We start from the raw sequence: 16,920 nt of genomic DNA, 5'->3' as shown, positions 1-16,920 counted from the left end.
TGACCGGTTGTCATCTCCCATCGGCTCGCACCCGACCACGCGTCGCCCGCCGATGTCGGCGGCACCGCGCCGCACCGGAACGCCCGCGAAGGCACCCGGCCCGGCTCTCTCCTTTTCCCGTCGGCGACCGGATCACGGCTGGCTTCGTCAAACGCGGCGCCGCCTTCTTCAACCCGCCGTGCCGGTCCGTTCGCCCGGACTCGACCCTCTCGACATCCGGCCTCATGAGTGTGCGGGCCGGAATTCAGCACGCCCTCCGCACCCACCCGTACTCACCCAGCCCAAGAAGGACACCGCACCATGATGGTGAGACCCATCGCCCGACGCAGATTCCTGACCCTGGCCGGCGGCACGCTCGGTGCCGTAGCGGCGGGCCAGTTGATCGACACGCTGCCCGACGCACAGGCCGCGGAACTGGACCCGGCACCCTTCAGCCTCGGTGTCGCCTCCGGTGACCCGGACCACAGGAGCGTCGTCCTGTGGACCCGCCTCGCGCCCGATCCGCTCGACGCCGACACCGGCGGCATGCCCGACCAGGACGTGCCCGTGCGCTGGGAGGTGGCGCGCGACGCGAGCTTCCGGCACGTACTGCAGTCCGGTGAGGTCACGGCCCGGGCCGAGTCGGCGCACACCGTGCATGTCGCCGTACGGGACCTCGCGCCGGACCGTTGGTACTGGTACCGCTTCCAGGCGGACGGAGTGCACAGCCGCACCGGACGTACCCGCACCATGCCCGCTCCGGGCGCCAAGGCCGACCGGCTGCGGTTCGCCATGGTCTCCTGCCAGGCCTGGGTGGGCGGCCCCTATCCCGCCTACCGGGACCTGGCGGAGCAGGACGTCGACTTCGTGCTGCACCTCGGGGACTACATCTACGAGACGGCCAACGGGAGTTTGAAGGAGTTCCGACGCCTGTACGCGCTGTACAAGACCTCCCCGGACCTGCGCGCCGCCCACGCACGCTTCCCGTTCGTCCACACCTGGGACGACCACGAGGTGCAGAACAACTACGCGGCGGACGTCCCGGGCGGCGCCGGGGACGGACGCCCGTTCCTTGACCGGCGGGCCAACGGATACCAGGCCTTCTACGAGCATCTGCCGATGCGCCCCGAACAACGCCCCGAGGGGCCCGACGCGCTCATGTACCGGCAGTTGAGGGTGGGCAGACTCGCCCAGTTCAACGTGCTGGACACCCGGCAGTACCGCAGCGACCAGGCCAACGGCGACGGCCGCAAGGCACCGAACGACGAGGTCTACGACCCGTCCCGCACCATGACCGGCCCCGAGCAGGAGCGCTGGCTGCTCGACCAGCTCGACCGGTCCAAGGCCCGCTGGAACGTGATCGCCCAGCAGACGATCATGGCGGCGTTCGACTACGACCTCGGCCCGGGCCAGATCGTCAACCTCGACCAGTGGGACGGCTATCCCGCCGCCAGGTCCCGCATCCTCGACTTCATCGCCGAGCACCGGCCCTCCAACCCCGTCGTGCTCAGCGGCGACTGGCACACCCACTGGGTCAACGACCTCAAGACCGACTTCACCGACCCCAAGTCCAAGACGATCGCCACCGAGTTCGTGGGTACGTCGATCTCCTCCGGCGCCGGCTGGGACAACGACGTACGGCAGGGTCTGGCGGCCAATCCGCACGTCAAGTTCTACAACGGCACCTACCGGGGCTATGTGCTCTGCGATGTCACCGAGAAGCGGTGGCGCAGCGACCTGCGGATCGTGCTCAACTCCCGTGACGCGGCCTCCCCGGCCTACACGATCGCCGCCTTCGAGGTGCGGGACGGCGTCCCGGGCGCGCGGCGGATCGATGACGGCGACGGCCTCGTCGGGAAGGTCGTCGACGCCGCCACCGGCGCGCCGCTGGTCAACGTCGCGGTGACGGTCACGGCGGCCGACGGCACCCGGGTCGCGGCGACGACGACCGACCCCTACGGCGAGTACATCGCCTTCGCACCGCCCGGCACGTACACGGTCACCGCGAACGGCGTCGGCTACGACCCGGCAGACGTGACGGTCACCGTGGGGGAGAGCCAGGGGGCACGGGCCGACGTGCGCCTGCGCCGCGCCACCGCGTACGCCGCCAAGGGCCGTACCGTCCCAGGCCCGCAGTCGCAGGCCACGACCTCCGACATCGTGCTCGGCAACGACCTGGTCGCCCTCGCGATCTCGGCCGGTTCCAACGATCCGCAGCTGCCGGGAGCCACGGCCGGCAAGCCGCTCGACCTGGCCGCGGTGGGCCACCTCGACCAACTCGACTGGCTGAACCTGCCCTACGCCTCCCCGACACAGCCCCGAGGAGGCAACGCCTGGCAGCAACTGACGGTCCGCTCGACATCGGTCGAGGTCCTGGACACCGGTGGTGACACGGCGTCCGTGCGCGCCGTCGGCGCCGGTTCGAGCGTGCCCGACCTGGAGGTCGTCACGACGTACACGGTGCGCACGGGCGAGCCGTGGGTCACGGCGGAGACCGCCTTCACCCATCGCGGGACCACGGTCCAGACCTTCTGGACGGGCGACGTGCTCGACCACGACGGCGTGGGCCAGCGCAGCGGCGTCCCCGGCGCCGGCACCCTCACCAACGGCGAGCCCGCGGACTTCACGCCCACGGCACCGTGGATCGGCATGACCGGCGCCGACCGGCAGACCTACGGCCTGCTGTACGACGACGCGGCGTTCACCGCGTACGCGTGCGGCATCTGGATCATGAGCCAGCGTCAGGTGACCTTGCGACCGGGGGAGACCCACACCCTCCGCCGGCGCATCGCCGCCGTCGACAACGGTGGCGATGCGGACCCGTTCCAGGTACTCGGCCGTCTGTAGGCACAGGCGCATGCCGGAAGCCCGGCCGGGTTTCCGGCATGCGGTTTCCGTATGCGCAGGCGGCTACTCGGGCCAGTCGGAGTTCTTGATGACCTCCACGAAGTCGCCGCGCACGAAGCCGGGGGAGAAGTGGGCCAGCACGTCCGCCTTCACGTTGCCGAAGGTCGTCTCCGGGCGGTCCTCGATGCCCTCGGTGAAGGCGGCGAGGATCCGGTTCTTGAAGTCCGGGCGAGGGTGGGCCGCGACGACGGCCGCGCGCTGGTCGTCGGAGACGGCGTGGTAGCCGATGCCCAGGACGTCCAGTTCCACGCCGCGCGTGACCAGGGCCACCTCGGGCGCCATGTGCAGGGGGATCTCCGGGGTGGTGTGCAGGGCGATGGCCGTCCAGACCCGGTCGGCCGGCTCGCCGGTGATGCCGTGCGCGTGCAGGAAGCGACGGGCCTCGTCGGCGCCGTCGATCTCGAAACGCTGGTCGGTGCGGCGGAAGCGATCGGTCAGTCCCAGGTCGTGGAACATCGCCCCCACGTACAGCAGCTCGGCTTCGAAGTGCAGCCCCTGCTCTCGGCCGCGCAGCGCCCCGAACAGGAACACCCGCCGGGAGTGGTCGAACAGCAGCGGCGAGGCGACCTCCCGTACCAGCTCGGTCGCCTCCCGCGTCAGTGCGCTGTCGGGGATCCGCACGCCCGCGATCGATTCATCCATGATGTCTGCCTTCTTCTATTTGATCAGTAGGTGATCTCCTTCAGCGTCGTCCAGTGCCCTATCCTGGCGCCATGTCCTTGCTGCCATCCAACCCACAGATTCAGACATGACCCATCGGGTCGCCTTCCTGGTGTTCGAGGGGGTGACGCTGCTCGACGTCAGCGGCCCCCTGGAGGTGCTGCACCAGGCGGGACGGCTGGGTCACCCGTACGCACCGGTGCTCGCCTCCCCACGGGGCGGTGACGTGACGACCTCCTCGGGCGTGGCGGTGGCCCGGACCATGGCGGCGGCCGACGTCGGGTCGGTCGACACGCTCGTCGTCGCGGGAGCCGACCGGCTCGCCGAGCAGTCCCCGGAGGAGGAACTGCTGGCAGCGGCCGCCGTCCTCGCCGAGCGGGCGTCACGGGTCGCTTCGGTGTGCAGTGGCGCCTTCGTCCTCGCCGAGCTGGGCCTGCTCGACGGGCGCAGGGCGACCACACACTGGCGGCACGCCAAGACACTGGCCCGCCGCCATCCCTCGGTGCAGGTCGAGCCGGACGCCCTGCACATCCGGGACGGCCGGTACGTCACCTCCGCAGGCATCAGCGCGGGCATCGATCTGGCCCTCGCGCTGGTCGAGGACGACCACGGAGCGGATACGGCCCGGGAGGCCGCCCGCGAACTGGTCGTCTTCATGCAGCGCCCGGGCGGGCAGTCGCAGTTCTCCACGGCACTGGCGACGCCACCGGCCCGCAGCGATCTGCTGGGCTCGCTGACCGCGTCCGTGCTCGCCGACCCGGCCGCCGACCACAGCCTGCCCGCCATGGCCGCAGCCGCCGCCGTCAGCACCCGGCACCTGACCCGGCTGTTCCAGACCGAACTGAACACCACACCCGCACGCTGGGTCGAGCGCGTCCGCCTCGACCGCGCGCAGCAACTCCTCCTCGACGGGCACAGCGTGACCTCGGCAGCGCACCACAGCGGGCTCGGCAGCGACGAAACCCTCCGCCGCGCCTTCGCCCGCCACCTGGGCACCACCCCGACCGAGTACCGCAGACGCTTCACCACCACACGCCCCTGGCGTGGCTGAGGGGCGGCCGTATGGGTGAACCGTCGCTCACCCCGGCCGTGTGGAGAAACCAAGGGAGACAGGGCCCATCGAGCGTTGCCGTCCTCCGTTGCGTTCCGTTCGGAGTGGCAACCTGTCGGTGGCCGATCGAAACTGAAACCCGCGGTTCGTGATCAGAAAGAACGCACTCGTGGCTTCCGATCGCTCGGTCGAGCTTTCTCCGGAGCGCGAGGACACCGGGCGGCCATTCGTGGCCGCAGGGTGTCGATGCGTCTTCAAGGAGGTCGCACGGTGGAGCAGTCTTCCGAGGTCGATATATCCGGGCCGGACGAAGTCGTCGTCGACGGGCGTGGCGACGGCTCCGGCCCGGTGAACACGGAAACCCAGACGAGTACGGACACCGAGAGAGAACTCGCTCAAGTCCTGGCCGCCGTCACATGCGTCGACCATGTTCCCGTCGACAGGCACTTCTTCGAAGACTTGGGTGCCAACTCTTTGATCATGGCCCAATTCTGCGCAAGACTCAGAAAGAGACCGGATCTGCCGTCCGCGTCCATGAAGGACATCTACCGGCACTCCACGATCCGAAGCCTGGCGGCAGCTCTCGCGACAACGACTCCCGCCTCCGCCGACTGCTCCCTCCCGAAGTCGCCCGCGCAAGTGATGTCACCCTCGCCCTCGCCGGTGACGTCGACGAGCCGGCTCACATACGTTCTCTGCGGAATCTTCCAGCTGCTGATGTTCCTGGGGTACTCCCTTGTCGCGGGCATGGTGGCCGCTCGGGGTTACGAATGGATCGCCGCGGGAGCGGACGCAGTTGACATCTATCTGCGGTCGCTGCTCTTCGGGGGCGTCGGCTTCGTGGCGCTGTGCGGGTTCCCGGTCGCCGCCAAATGGATTCTCGTCGGCCGCTGGAAACCGTGCGAGTTCCCGGTCTGGAGTCTGACCTACCTGCGCTTCTGGCTCGTCAAGGTACTGCTCCACGCCAATCCGATGCTCCTGTTCGTGGGTAATCCCCTGTACCCGCTGTATCTCCGGGCACTCGGCGCGCGCATCGGCAAGGGAGTCACGATCCTCTCCCACTCCATCCCGGTCTGCACCGACCTGCTCACCATCGGCGCCGGCACGGTGATCCGCAAGGACTCGTTCCTCCTCTGCTACCGGGCACACGCCGGGCGCATCCAGACCGGCCCGGTCACACTCGGTCGGGACGTGTTCATCGGCGAGAAGACCGTCCTGGACATCGACACGCGGATGGGCGACGGAACACAACTCGGCCACTCCTCCGCCCTGTACCGCGGCCAGGAGGTCCCGGACGGCGAGCACTGGCACGGCTCCCCGGCACAGCCCGCGGAGATCGACTACGTGAGGGTGCCGCCGACGCCGTGCGGCACGCTCCGCCGGGCCTCCTTCGGCCTGATCACCCTGATTCAGCTGAGCTTGCTGTACATACCGCTGGGCCTCGGCGGAACCTACATGCTGTTGGCGGAAGTCCCGGCCATCGGCAGGCAACTCGGGCCGGACGCGGCCGGACTCGCGTCGGGGCAACTGATCGGTGACGCGCTGGTGTTGTCACTCGTGCTGTTCTTCGGATTCGTCGTCGCGGGCCTTGTCGCGCTCTACACCGTTCCACGTCTGCTGAACCTCGTCATCGAGCCCGACAAGGCGTATCCGCTCTACGGATTCCACTACTCGGTGCACCGGGCCATGGCGCGCATGACGAACATCAGGTTCTTCGCCTGGCTGTTCGGCGACAGTTCCTACATCGTGTACTACCTGAAGGGGCTCGGCTACGATTTGTCGCGGGTCGAGCAGACCGGGTCGAACTTCGGCACCGAATTGCAGCACGAAAGCCCCTATTTGGTGTCCGTCGGCAGGGGAACGATGGTGGCCGACGGGCTGTCCATCATGAACGCGGAATACTCCAGCACGTCCTTCCGGGTGTCCCGGGCGTCGATCGGATCGCACAACTTCCTGGGCAACAACATCGCCTACCCCACGGGCGCCAGAACGGGTGACAACTGCCTGCTGGCGACGAAGGTCATGGTTCCCCTCGACGGTGAAGTCCGCGAAGGCGTGGGGCTCCTGGGCTCACCCTCCTTCGAGATTCCGCGGTCGGTCGAGCGCGATGCGCGCTTCGACGACCTCAGGACCGGGGAGGTGCTGCGCCGCCGACTCGCCGCGAAGAACCGCTACAACCTTCGCTCGATGGCCCTCATGCTGTTCGTGCGGTGGCTGCACACCTTTGCGCTCACGATGCTGGCGCTCGCCGCCGTCACCCTGTACGGCGTGCTGGGGCAGGTGGTGATCGCCACGTATCTGGCCGTTGCGCTCGGCTTCTCCACCCTTTACTACATCCTGCTGGAACGCTGCATCACGTCATTCCGTGCCCTGCGACCCCGGTTGTGCTCCATCTACGACCCGTACTTCTGGTGGCACGAACGCCTGTGGAAGGTTCCGGACGAGCACCTCGCCATCTACAACGGGACTCCCTTCAAGAGCCTGATCTGGCGGATGCTGGGCGCGCGCGTCGGCAGCAGGGTGTTCGACGACGGCTGCTACCTGACGGAGCGGACCCTCACCACCATCGGGGACGAATGCACGCTCAACGTCGGAAGCAAGATCCAGTGCCACTCGCAGGAGGACGGCACCTTCAAGTCCGACCGCAGCACGCTCGGTGCCGGCTGCACCCTCGGCATATCCGCCCACGTGCATTACGGCGTGACGATGGGTGACGGCGCCGTGCTGGCACCCGATTCCTTTCTCATGAAAGGCGAGGAAGTGCCCCCGAACGCGCGGTGGGGCGGAAACCCCGCCGGCGACATGCCGGATGCCCACGGTCACCCTCTTGGTATCGGCGGGGCAACGACAACGGCAACGCCAAGGTTCTCGGCCGACGGCGCTGCGACGACGCTGAGCTGAGGAAGGCCATTCGATGAAAGCGCGCCTCAATACGGGCTTCAACACGGGCTTGAACTCGGGCTTGAACACGGATCGGGAGTACTGGAGCCGTGTGCTGACCGCTGGTGGTTACACCGCGGTGCCACGGTGGGCCCGGGAGCCGGCGACCGGGGTCGGCGAGTACGAGACGGCGGTGCCGGACGACGTGATGGACGCCGTACGAGGGCTGCTGCGCAAGCTCGAAGTGCCGCTCAGCGCGGTGTTGTTGGCCGCGCACGCCAAGGTGCTGGCCGCGTTGTCCGGTGAGCAGGAGGTCGTGACGGGATACGTCGCCGGGGCCCCGAGCGGCCCGCTGCCGTGCCGGCTGACCGTCGCCCCCGGGTCCTGGAGCGCCCTGGTGTCGAGCGCCTGTCGCGTCGAGGCTGAGCTGCTCGCGCACCGGCAGTTCCCCGTGGACGAGCTGCGCCGGGAACTGGGCGTGGCCGGGCCGTCGTACGAGGTCGTGTGCGATCCGGCGGGGACCGACGACGGGCCGCTCGACGACGCCGTGCTGGGGGTGGGCTGGTACGACCGTGGCGGCCGGCTGGTGATGCGGCTGCGCTGTCGCAAGCAGGTGCTGGACGCCGAGGGCGCGGCCCGCATCGGCGACTACCACCTGGCCGCACTGCGGTTGATGGCGGCCGGCATCGACGCCGAACACACCCGGCAGAGCCTGCTGTCGGCCGACGAGGTGGACGAGCAGCTCGAAGGGCAGGCCGGGCCCCACCGGCCGCTGCCGGAGGCGCGGGCGCACGAGCTGTTCGAGCAGCGCGTACGGGCCCACCCGGACGCGGTGGCGGCGGTGCACGGCGACCGCTCATGGACGTACGGGGAACTCAACGCGCGCGCGAACCGGTTGGCGCGCGCGCTGCTGGAGCGGGGCCTGGGCCCAGAAGACGTCGTCGCGGTCGTCACCGAACGCAACCTCGACTGGCTGGCCGCGACGCTCGCGGTGTTCAAGGCCGGCGGCGCGTACCTGCCGATCGAGCCGCACTTCCCGGCCGGCCGTATCGAGGCCACGCTGTCGCGCGCGGGCTGCCGGCTGGTGCTGACGGAGTCCGGCAGCACCCACACGCTCGACCAGGCCCTGGCCACCCTGCCGGAAACCGGGAAGCTGCTGATCGAGGAGGCGTACGCAGAGCGGCACGCCGACACGGACGTCGGGATCGAGGTCGCCGCCGATCAGCTGGCCTACATCTACTTCACCTCCGGTTCCACCGGCGAGCCGAAGGGCGCGATGTGCGAGCACGCGGGCATGCTCAACCATCTCTTCGCCAAGATCGACGACTTGGACATCGCCGAAGGGCGCGTGGTGGCGCAGACGGCCCCGCAGTGCTTCGACATCTCGCTGTGGCAGCTGGTGTCCGCGCTGCTGGTGGGCGGGCGGACGCTGCTCGTCGCACAGGAGTCGGTCGTCGACGTGGAGCGGTTCCTCGACACGATCGTCCGCGGCCGGGCCGGTGTCGTCCAGGTCGTGCCCTCCTACCTGGAGGTCGTGGTCTCGTATCTGGAGAAGCAGCCCCGCGAACTGCCGGACCTGCGCTGCGTGTCGGTCACCGGTGAGGCGCTCAAGCGGGAGCTGGTGCAGCGCTGGTTCGCGATCCAGCCGGGCATCAAGCTCGTCAACGCCTACGGACTGACCGAGACGTCGGACGACACCAACCACGAGGTCATGGACACGGTGCCCGAGCGCGTACTGCTGGGGCGCGCGGTCAACAACGTACGCGTGTACGTCGTCGACGAGCAGCTGTCACTGGTGCCGCTCGGCGCCCCGGGGCTGATCGCGTTCTCCGGTGTCTGCGTGGGGCGCGGATACGTCAACGATCCCGAACGGACCCGTGAGGCGTACCGCGAGGACCCGTACCGGCCGGGTGAACGGCTCTATCTGGGCGGTGACTGGGGGCGCTGGCACCCAGGAGGCAGGCTGGAGTTCCTCGGCCGCCGGGACAACCAGGTCAAGATCCGCGGATTCCGCATCGAAATCGGCGAGATCGAGAACACTCTGCTGCGGGTGGACGGGGTGCGGGACGCCGCGGTCGTCATCGCCGAGCGGGCCGGCCACAGCAAGCACCTGATCGCCTTCTACACGGGCGAGCGCCAGGAGACGGACGTCCTGCGCTCGGCGCTGGGCGCCGACCTGCCCGCCTACATGCTCCCCTCCGCCTTCCACTGGCAGCCCGGCCTGCCGCTGACCGCCAACGGCAAGATCGACAGGAAGGCCCTGACCGCGCTCGCCGAACAGACGGCGCCACCCACGGACGACGACGCCGGCAAGGACCACGACCGCGCCCCGCTCACCCCGACCGAGCGGAAGCTGGCGGCCGCCTGGGCCGAGCTGCTGGGCGTACCCGAACAGCGACTCGGACGCAACGACCACTTCTTCGACTCCGGCGGCACCTCCCTCACGGCGGTGAAGCTCACCATCGCCCTGGACCGCGCCGTGTCCCTGAAGGACATCACCCGGCACCCGGTCCTGGCCGACCTGGCCGCGCTCCTCGACGGCACCTCCCGGCAACGCCCGGAGCTGCTCCAGCCGCTGTCGGGGACGGCGGGCGGCGTACCGGACTGCGCGCTGGTGTGCTTCCCCTACGCAGGCGGCAACGCGGTCAACTACCAGCCGATGGCCGGCGCGTTGGCGGGCAGCGGGCTCGCGGTGTACGCCGTCGAGCTGCCCGGTCACGACCTGGCCGCCCAGGGCGAGCCGTTCGCCCCCATCGAGCAGGTGGCGCAGCAGGTCGCCGCCGAGATCGCCGAACGGGGCCTGACCAGGGTCATGATCTGGGGCCACTCGTCGGGCGCCGCGCCGGCCGTGGCGACGGCCAGGAGGCTTGAGGAACTCGGCGTGGACGTCCCGCGGGTGTTCCTCGCCGCACAACTGCTCGGCACCGCCGGCGACCGGCGCGCCGCCCTCGCCGAGCTGACCCGCCGCAGCAACGCCGACATCGCCGCCCGACTCACCGGCGACAGCGGCTACACGGAACTCGCGGAGCTGAACGCCGAGCACGCCGAGCACGTCGGTGCCGCCTACCGGCACGACTGCGAGTCCGCCCACCGCTATTTCGCCGACGCCCTTCAGACCCCGTCGCCGGTGAAGCTGTCCGCGCCGGTCACGGTGGTCGTCGCCGCCGACGACCCGAACACGGCCGGATTCGCCGACCGCCACCGCGACTGGCAGCTCCTGGCCGACCACGTGGATCTGCACGAACTCGCCGACGGCGGCCACTACTTCCTGCGCACCCGTCCGGCCGAAGCCGCCCGGGCCGTCCTGGGCGCCACCGAACCACTGGCCTCCTCGTGAGCCTCCGACGAGCGGCCCTCTCCCCAGCGTCCCAGAGCCTTCAGCGGGGCAACGAAAGGAAAACCGAGATGTCGTCCTCACCCCTGGCACCCCTGCTCGACGTGGAGCTGCGGCCGGACCGGCCCGCGATCCTGCATGCGCAATCCCCCGGCGACGCGGCGAGTTGGGCCGTTCAGCACCGTGACGCCCTGCGCGCACACGTCGCCGAGCACGGCGTGCTGCTCGTCCGCGGCCTGGACCTGCGGGACGCCGATCAGGTCGGTGCCGTCTTCGCGGGCCTGTCCGACGGTCTCATGACGGAGAAGGAGGCATTCGCGCCCCGCCAGAGCTACGGCCCCGGGGTGTACTCCTCGACCACCTGGCCGGCCAACCAGCCGATGTGCATGCACCACGAACTCAGCTACACGCTGGACGTTCCCGGCCTGATGCTGTTCGCGTGCCTGACCGCGCCCAGCCAGGGCGGCGCGACGGCGGTGGCCGACGCGGAACAGGTGCTCCAGGCCCTGCCCTCCGAGCTCAGCGAGCGGTTCGAACGCGAGGGCTGGCTGCTGACCCGCACCTACAACGACGAGATCGGGGCCTCCCTCACCGAGTCGTTCGGCACCGACGACCACGCCGCCATCGAGCGCTACTGCCAAGCCCACGCCATCGACTTCACCTGGCAGCCCGACGGCTCCCTGCACACCCGCCAGCGCCGGAGCGCCGTCGTACGGCACCCGCTCACCGGCCGGCGCTGCTGGTTCAACCAGATCGCGTTCCTCAACGAGTGGACGCTCGCCCCCGAGGTGCGCGAATACCTGGTGGACGTCTACGGCGAGGACGGACTGCCGTTCAACACCCGCTTCGGCGACGGCACACCCATCAGCGAGGACGTCGTCCAGCTGCTCAACGCCACCTACGAGGAGCACACCCGGCGCGAGCCCTGGCAGCCCGGCGACCTGATGCTCGTCGACAACATCCGTACCGCACACAGCAGGGAGGCCTTCACGGGAGAGCGCCAGGTGCTGGTCGCCATGGCCGAGCCCCGGCGCCTGGCCGACCGCGACCCCCAGCCGAAGGCGAGCCTGCGATGACCCACCAGATGTCACCCGCCACCGGGCGGGCCGCCACCGACGCACCCTCGGCGCCGACCTTCGCGGTGATCTCCGGCGCGCAGGTGCAGCAAGCACTCAGCGGACGCGAGAAGACGATCGTGGAGCTGGTCGAGGCCGCCTACCGGCTGCACGGCGCCGGGGACTCGGTCAACCCCCCTTCGTACTTCCTGCGCTTCCCCGACCGCCCGACCTCGCGCATCATCGCGCTGCCGGCCTCCATCGGCGGGTCGTTCCACGTGGACGGTCTGAAATGGATCTCCAGCTTCCCGGCCAACGTGCAGGCGGGCCTGCCCCGGGCCTCCGCGGTCCTCATCCTCAACGACCACGACACGGGCTACCCCTTCGCCTGCCTGGAGAGCTCCATCATCAGCGCGACCAGGACCGCGGCCTCCGCCGCGCTGGCGGCCGACTGGCTCAGCCGCACCCGCACCCGGCCCACCCGTGTCGGCTTCTTCGGTACAGGCCTGATCGCCCGCTACATCCACACCTTCCTGGCCGGCACCGGCTGGACGTTCGACACGATCGGCGCGTACGACGTCTCCGCCGACAGCACCGCCGGCTTCTCCGGCTACCTGCACCAGGCCGGCACCACCGCACGGGTCGAGGTCCACGACAGCGCCGAGGAACTGATCCGTGCCAGCGACCTGGTCGTGTTCGCCACCGTGGCCGGCGAGCCCCATGTCACCGACCCGGCCTGGTTCGCCCACCACCCGCTGGTCCTGCACGTGTCCCTGCGCGACCTCGCTCCGGAGATCCTGCTCGACTCGGCCAACATCGTCGACGACGTCGAGCACTGTCTGAAGGCCGACACCTCACCCCACCTGGCCGAGCAGCTCACCGGCAACCGTGACTTCCTCGACGGCACCCTCGACGACGTCATGACCGGACGGCTGACCGTGCCGGCCGACCGGACGGTGATCTTCTCGCCGTTCGGACTCGGCGTTCTCGACCTCGCCGTGGGCACGTACGTGTACGACGAAGCGGCCCAGGCGGGGGAGCTCCGCGTCATCGACGACTTCTTCCACGACCTGCGCCGGTACGGCTGAAGCCACACCCCCCCAGCCCCGGCAACAGGAGGCCCACCGTGCCCGTCATTTCCACGCCCCATGCCTTCAACGAAAGCCGGCTCTACGTTGATCTGCAGCCGGTTCTCGGACGCCGTCTCTACCTGAAGTGCGAGGGCTTCAACTTCGCCGGCTCCATCAAGCTGAAGGCCGCGACCGAGATGGTGGAGAGCGCCGAGCGCGACGGAAAACTGACGCCGGCCTCGATCCTCGTCGAGTCCTCGTCCGGCAACCTCGGCGTGGCGCTCAGCATGATCGCCGCGAGCAAGGGATACCGGTTCCTGTGCGTGACGGACTCCCGCTGCAACCTGTCGACCAGGCTCCTGATGGAGGCGCTGGGCAGTGAGGTGCACGTCATCGCCGACCTCGACGCCAACGCGGGGTTCCTCGGCAAGCGCATCGACTACGTCCGCAGGCTGTGCGCGGCCGACGGACGGTACGTGTGGCTGAGCCAGTACACCAACCCGGAGAACTGGCGGGCCCACTACCGCACGACGGCACCGGAGATCGCCGCCGAGTTCCCGCACGTCGACGTGCTGTTCATCGGGGCCGGCACCACCGGGACCCTGATGGGCTGCGCACGCTACTTCCGGCAGTGGCACCGGCCGGTGCGGATCGTCGCCGTGGACGTCGTGGGCTCGGTCGCCTTCGGTGGCCCGCCCGGACGCCGGATGATCCCCGGCCTGGGCATGAGCATGCGCCCGCCGCTGCTCGACGAGTCGTACGTCGACGAGGTGATCCGCGTCGAGGAGGCGGACACCATCCGCACCTGCCACCGGCTGGCCCGGCGCGGGTTCCTGTTCGGCGGCTCCACGGGAACCGTGGTCAGCGGTGCGATGGACTGGCTGGACCGGCACGACGCACGCGGCCTCACGGCGGTGGCCATCGCCCCCGACCTCGGCGAGCGCTACCTCGACACCATCTACCAGATCAACTGGCTACAGGACTTGTACGGCGCCGACATCCTCGCCTCCGACGAGGCGACGGCCGCTTCCCGGAGCCGCCGGATCGTATCGCCGCTGACGGACCGCCAGCGGAACCGGTGAGAAATCGTAGACAATCCTACTGTTGACAGTGCTCGCCGCTCGTGTTCATGCTGCAGACACAGCCCCGGCTCCGGCCTGTGAATCTGGAGAAAGAACAATGAGCGAGACGCGTTGCAGCCTTTCCCCGCACCTGCGCCAAGCCACCCCCGTCACCGTCGAGCGCGGTGAAGGCGTCCACGTCCACGGCACCGACGGCCGTCGCTACCTGGACTTCACCGCCGGCATCGGCGTCACCAGCACCGGGCACTGCCACCCGCGCGTCGTCGCCGCCGCGCAGGAGCAGGTCGGCAAGCTCATCCACGGTCAGTACACGACGGTGCTGCACCCACCGCTGCGGCAACTCGTCGAGCGGCTCGGGGACGTGCTGCCAGCCGGTCTGGACAGCCTGTTCTTCGCCAACTCCGGCAGCGAGGCCGTCGAGGCGGCGCTGCGGCTGGCCCGCCAGGCCACCGGGCGCCCGAACATCGTTGTCTTCCAGGGCGGCTTCCACGGCCGTACCGTCGCGGCCGCCTCGATGACCACGTCCGGGACGCGCTTCCGTTCCGGGTTCTCCCCGCTGATGTCGGGCGTCGCCGTCGCCCCGTTCCCCACCGCCTTCCGCTACGGATGGGACCAGGAGACCGCGACGCGCTTCGCGCTGAGCGAGTTGGACTACCTGCTGCAGACCGTCACCGCCCCGCAGGAGACGGCGGCCTTCGTGGTCGAGCCCGTCCTCGGCGAAGGCGGCTACGTCCCGGCCGACCCGGCCTTCCTGCGCGGGCTGCGCGAGCGCGCCGACCGGCACGGCATCGTGCTCGTGATGGACGAGATCCAGACCGGGTTCGGCCGCACCGGCCGTTTCTGGGGCCACGACCACGCCGACGACGTCCGCCCGGACATCATCACCATCGCCAAGGGCCTGGCCAGCGGGTTCCCCCTGTCCGGCATCGCCGCGTCCCAGGACCTGATGAGCAAGGCCCACCCCGGCTCCCAGGGCGGCACCTACGGCGGCAACGCGGTCGCCTGCGCGGCCGCCGTCGCCACGCTCGACGTCATCCGCGACGAGAAACTCGTGGAGAACGCGGACGCCATGGGCCGGCGGCTGCGCGCGGGCCTGGAGGACGTCGCCCGCACCACGCCCGCAATCGCCGACGTGCGCGGCCTGGGCCTGATGCTCGCCAGTGAGTTCGTCACCGCCGACGGTTCCCCCGACCCCGCCACCGCCGCCCGGGTCCAGCAGGCAGCCGTCGCCGAAGGTCTGCTGCTGTTGCTGTGCGGTCCGTGGAACAACGTGGTGCGGATGATCCCGGCCCTGGTCATCGACGAAGCGGCCGTCGACGAGGGACTGCGCGCCTGGCGCGCCGCTGTCGACGCGGGTACGGCCGCCACGTCATGACCCGCACGCACTCCTCCGCGTAACCGGCTTGGAGAATCGACATGACCGAAACCAAGACCGACGTCATCGCCGGCGTCCCACGACAGCTGTTCATCAACGGCCAGTGGACAGCTGCGGCCGACGGCCGTGACTTCGGGGTGGAGAACCCCGCCACGGGCACAGAACTGTGCCGGATCGCCGACGGCGGCGCCGCCGACAGCGCCCGCGCCGTCGAGGCGGCGGTGGCCGCGCAGGCCACCTGGGCGCGCACCCCACCGCGCGTACGCGGCGAGATCCTGCGCCGTGCCCACGAGTTGATGGTGGAGCGCACCGACGACCTGGCCCTGCTGATGACCCTGGAGATGGGCAAGCCGCTCGCCGAGGCGCGCGGTGAGGTGGCCTACGCCGCCGAGTTCTTCCGCTGGTTCTCCGAGGAGGCCGTCCGGATCGACGGCGGCATGACGACCACGCCGGACGGCCGCAACCGGATCATGGTGATGCGTCAGCCGGTCGGCCCCTGCATGCTCATCACCCCGTGGAACTTCCCGCTGGCCATGGGCACCCGCAAGATCGGCCCGGCCGTCGCCGCGGGCTGCACCATGGTCCTCAAGCCCGCCCCGCAGACCCCGCTGTCCAGCCTCGCCCTGGCCGCCCTCCTCCAGGAAGCGGTACTGCCCGACGGCGTCCTCAACGTCGTCACCACCACGCGCGCCGGTGAGGTCGTCGAGCCCGCCCTGCGCGGCGGCAGCATCCGCAAGCTGTCGTTCACCGGCTCCACCGCCGTCGGCCGGCTGCTGCTGTCCCAGTGCTCGGACACGGTGATCCGTACGTCGATGGAGCTGGGCGGCAACGCCCCCTTCATCGTCTTCGAGGACGCCGACCTCGACGCGGCCGTCGACGGCGCGACGACGGCGAAGATGCGCAACATGGGCGAGGCATGCACGGCGGCCAACCGTCTGTACGTCCACCGCTCCGTGGCAGACGAGTTCGCCGAGCGCCTGGCCTCACGCATGGCCGCCCTCACCGTCGGCCCCGGCACCAGCGAGGGCGTGCAGGTCGGTCCGCTCATCGACGCCGCCGCCAAGCAGAAGGTCACCGCCCTCGTCGAGGACGCGGTCGCCAAAGGCGCCAAGGTCGTCGCCGCCGGAACGGCGCCCCAGGACGCCGGGCACTTCTACCCGCCGACCGTGCTGTCCCAGGTCAGCGGCGACAGCGACATGCTGACCACGGAGATCTTCGGTCCCGTCGCGCCCGTGATCGCCTTCGACGACGAGGACGAGGTGATCCGCCTCGCCAACGACACCGACTGGGGGCTCGTCGGCTACGTCTACACCCGGGACGTGGACCGTGCCCTGGACGTCAGCGAGCGCCTGGAAGTGGGTATGGTCGGCCTCAACACCGGTCTGGTGTCCAACCCGGCCGCCCCGTTCGGCGGCGTCAAGCAGTCCGGGCTGGGCCGCGAAGGCGGCCGTGTCGGCATCGAGGAGTTCCTCGAGTACAAGTACATCGCCACACCGGTGCGGGACAGACCGGCGTCGTGAGTACCTT

10 protein-coding genes are annotated in these 16,920 nt (G+C 69.9%); 9 read left to right on the top strand and 1 reads right to left on the bottom strand.

All coding sequences use genetic code 11. The features are described 5' to 3' along the window. The first annotated feature begins 300 nt into the window (after nt 1-300). Nucleotides 301-2,826, top strand: coding sequence for an alkaline phosphatase D family protein (locus tag I2W78_RS35760; RefSeq protein WP_196464904.1), 2,526 nt, complete (start codon nt 301-303; stop codon nt 2,824-2,826). A gap of 63 nt (nt 2,827-2,889) precedes the next feature. Here I2W78_RS35760 and I2W78_RS35755 read toward each other — a convergent pair whose 3' ends face one another. Further along, complete coding sequence (locus tag I2W78_RS35755) at nt 2,890-3,528, bottom strand: HD domain-containing protein (protein WP_196464903.1); 639 nt, start codon at nt 3,526-3,528, stop codon at nt 2,890-2,892. 106 nt (nt 3,529-3,634) lie between these two features. On the opposite strand from I2W78_RS35755, the gene I2W78_RS35750 reads away from it, so the two are divergent. From I2W78_RS35750 to I2W78_RS35715, 8 genes are all read left to right on the top strand, one after another. Then, nucleotides 3,635-4,597, top strand: a complete 963-nt coding sequence (locus I2W78_RS35750; protein WP_196464902.1) for a GlxA family transcriptional regulator — start codon at nt 3,635-3,637, stop codon at nt 4,595-4,597. A 246-nt stretch (nt 4,598-4,843) separates the two neighbouring features. Further along, nucleotides 4,844-7,498 (top strand): Pls/PosA family non-ribosomal peptide synthetase, encoded by a 2,655-nt coding sequence (locus I2W78_RS35745; protein ID WP_196464901.1) that lies wholly within the window; start codon nt 4,844-4,846, stop codon nt 7,496-7,498. A gap of 13 nt (nt 7,499-7,511) precedes the next feature. Continuing rightward, entirely contained in the window at nt 7,512-10,814 is a 3,303-nt protein-coding gene (locus tag I2W78_RS35740) for a non-ribosomal peptide synthetase (RefSeq protein WP_196464900.1), read from the top strand. A gap of 68 nt (nt 10,815-10,882) precedes the next feature. Beyond that, nucleotides 10,883-11,887, top strand: coding sequence for a TauD/TfdA family dioxygenase (locus I2W78_RS35735; RefSeq protein WP_196464899.1), 1,005 nt, complete (start codon nt 10,883-10,885; stop codon nt 11,885-11,887). Next, on the top strand, nt 11,884-12,954 hold the full coding sequence (sbnB, locus tag I2W78_RS35730) for a 2,3-diaminopropionate biosynthesis protein SbnB (RefSeq protein WP_196464898.1): 1,071 nt from the start codon (nt 11,884-11,886) through the stop codon (nt 12,952-12,954). Before I2W78_RS35735 ends, sbnB begins: the two co-directional genes overlap by 4 nt. A 38-nt stretch (nt 12,955-12,992) precedes the next feature. Beyond that, the gene (gene sbnA, locus I2W78_RS35725; RefSeq protein ID WP_196464897.1) at nt 12,993-14,018 is read left to right on the top strand and encodes a 2,3-diaminopropionate biosynthesis protein SbnA; all 1,026 of its coding nucleotides are present in this window, start codon (nt 12,993-12,995) and stop codon (nt 14,016-14,018) included. Nucleotides 14,019-14,115: 97 nt separating this feature from the next. Beyond that, entirely contained in the window at nt 14,116-15,393 is a 1,278-nt protein-coding gene (locus I2W78_RS35720; protein WP_196464896.1) for an aspartate aminotransferase family protein, read from the top strand. Nucleotides 15,394-15,434: 41 nt separating this feature from the next. Further along, nucleotides 15,435-16,913, top strand: a complete 1,479-nt coding sequence (locus tag I2W78_RS35715) for an NAD-dependent succinate-semialdehyde dehydrogenase (RefSeq protein ID WP_196464895.1) — start codon at nt 15,435-15,437, stop codon at nt 16,911-16,913. The last annotated feature ends 7 nt before the right edge of the window (nt 16,914-16,920 follow it).

It is taken from the genome of Streptomyces spinoverrucosus, assembly GCF_015712165.1.
Classification (GTDB): domain Bacteria; phylum Actinomycetota; class Actinomycetes; order Streptomycetales; family Streptomycetaceae; genus Streptomyces; species Streptomyces spinoverrucosus_A.
This window is presented reverse-complemented; position numbering and strand designations above follow the sequence as displayed.

Coding starts and splice junctions, on each gene's coding strand:
- I2W78_RS35735 (WP_196464899.1), top strand. CDS start 10,883: ATGTCGTCCTCACCCCTGGCACCCCTGCTCGACGTGGAGCTGCGGCCG.
- I2W78_RS35715 (WP_196464895.1), top strand. CDS start 15,435: ATGACCGAAACCAAGACCGACGTCATCGCCGGCGTCCCACGACAGCTG.
- I2W78_RS35720 (WP_196464896.1), top strand. CDS start 14,116: ATGAGCGAGACGCGTTGCAGCCTTTCCCCGCACCTGCGCCAAGCCACC.
- I2W78_RS35755 (WP_196464903.1), bottom strand. CDS start 3,528: ATGGATGAATCGATCGCGGGCGTGCGGATCCCCGACAGCGCACTGACG.
- sbnB (WP_196464898.1), top strand. CDS start 11,884: ATGACCCACCAGATGTCACCCGCCACCGGGCGGGCCGCCACCGACGCA.
- I2W78_RS35760 (WP_196464904.1), top strand. CDS start 301: ATGATGGTGAGACCCATCGCCCGACGCAGATTCCTGACCCTGGCCGGC.
- I2W78_RS35745 (WP_196464901.1), top strand. CDS start 4,844: ATGCGTCTTCAAGGAGGTCGCACGGTGGAGCAGTCTTCCGAGGTCGAT.
- I2W78_RS35740 (WP_196464900.1), top strand. CDS start 7,512: ATGAAAGCGCGCCTCAATACGGGCTTCAACACGGGCTTGAACTCGGGC.
- I2W78_RS35750 (WP_196464902.1), top strand. CDS start 3,635: ATGACCCATCGGGTCGCCTTCCTGGTGTTCGAGGGGGTGACGCTGCTC.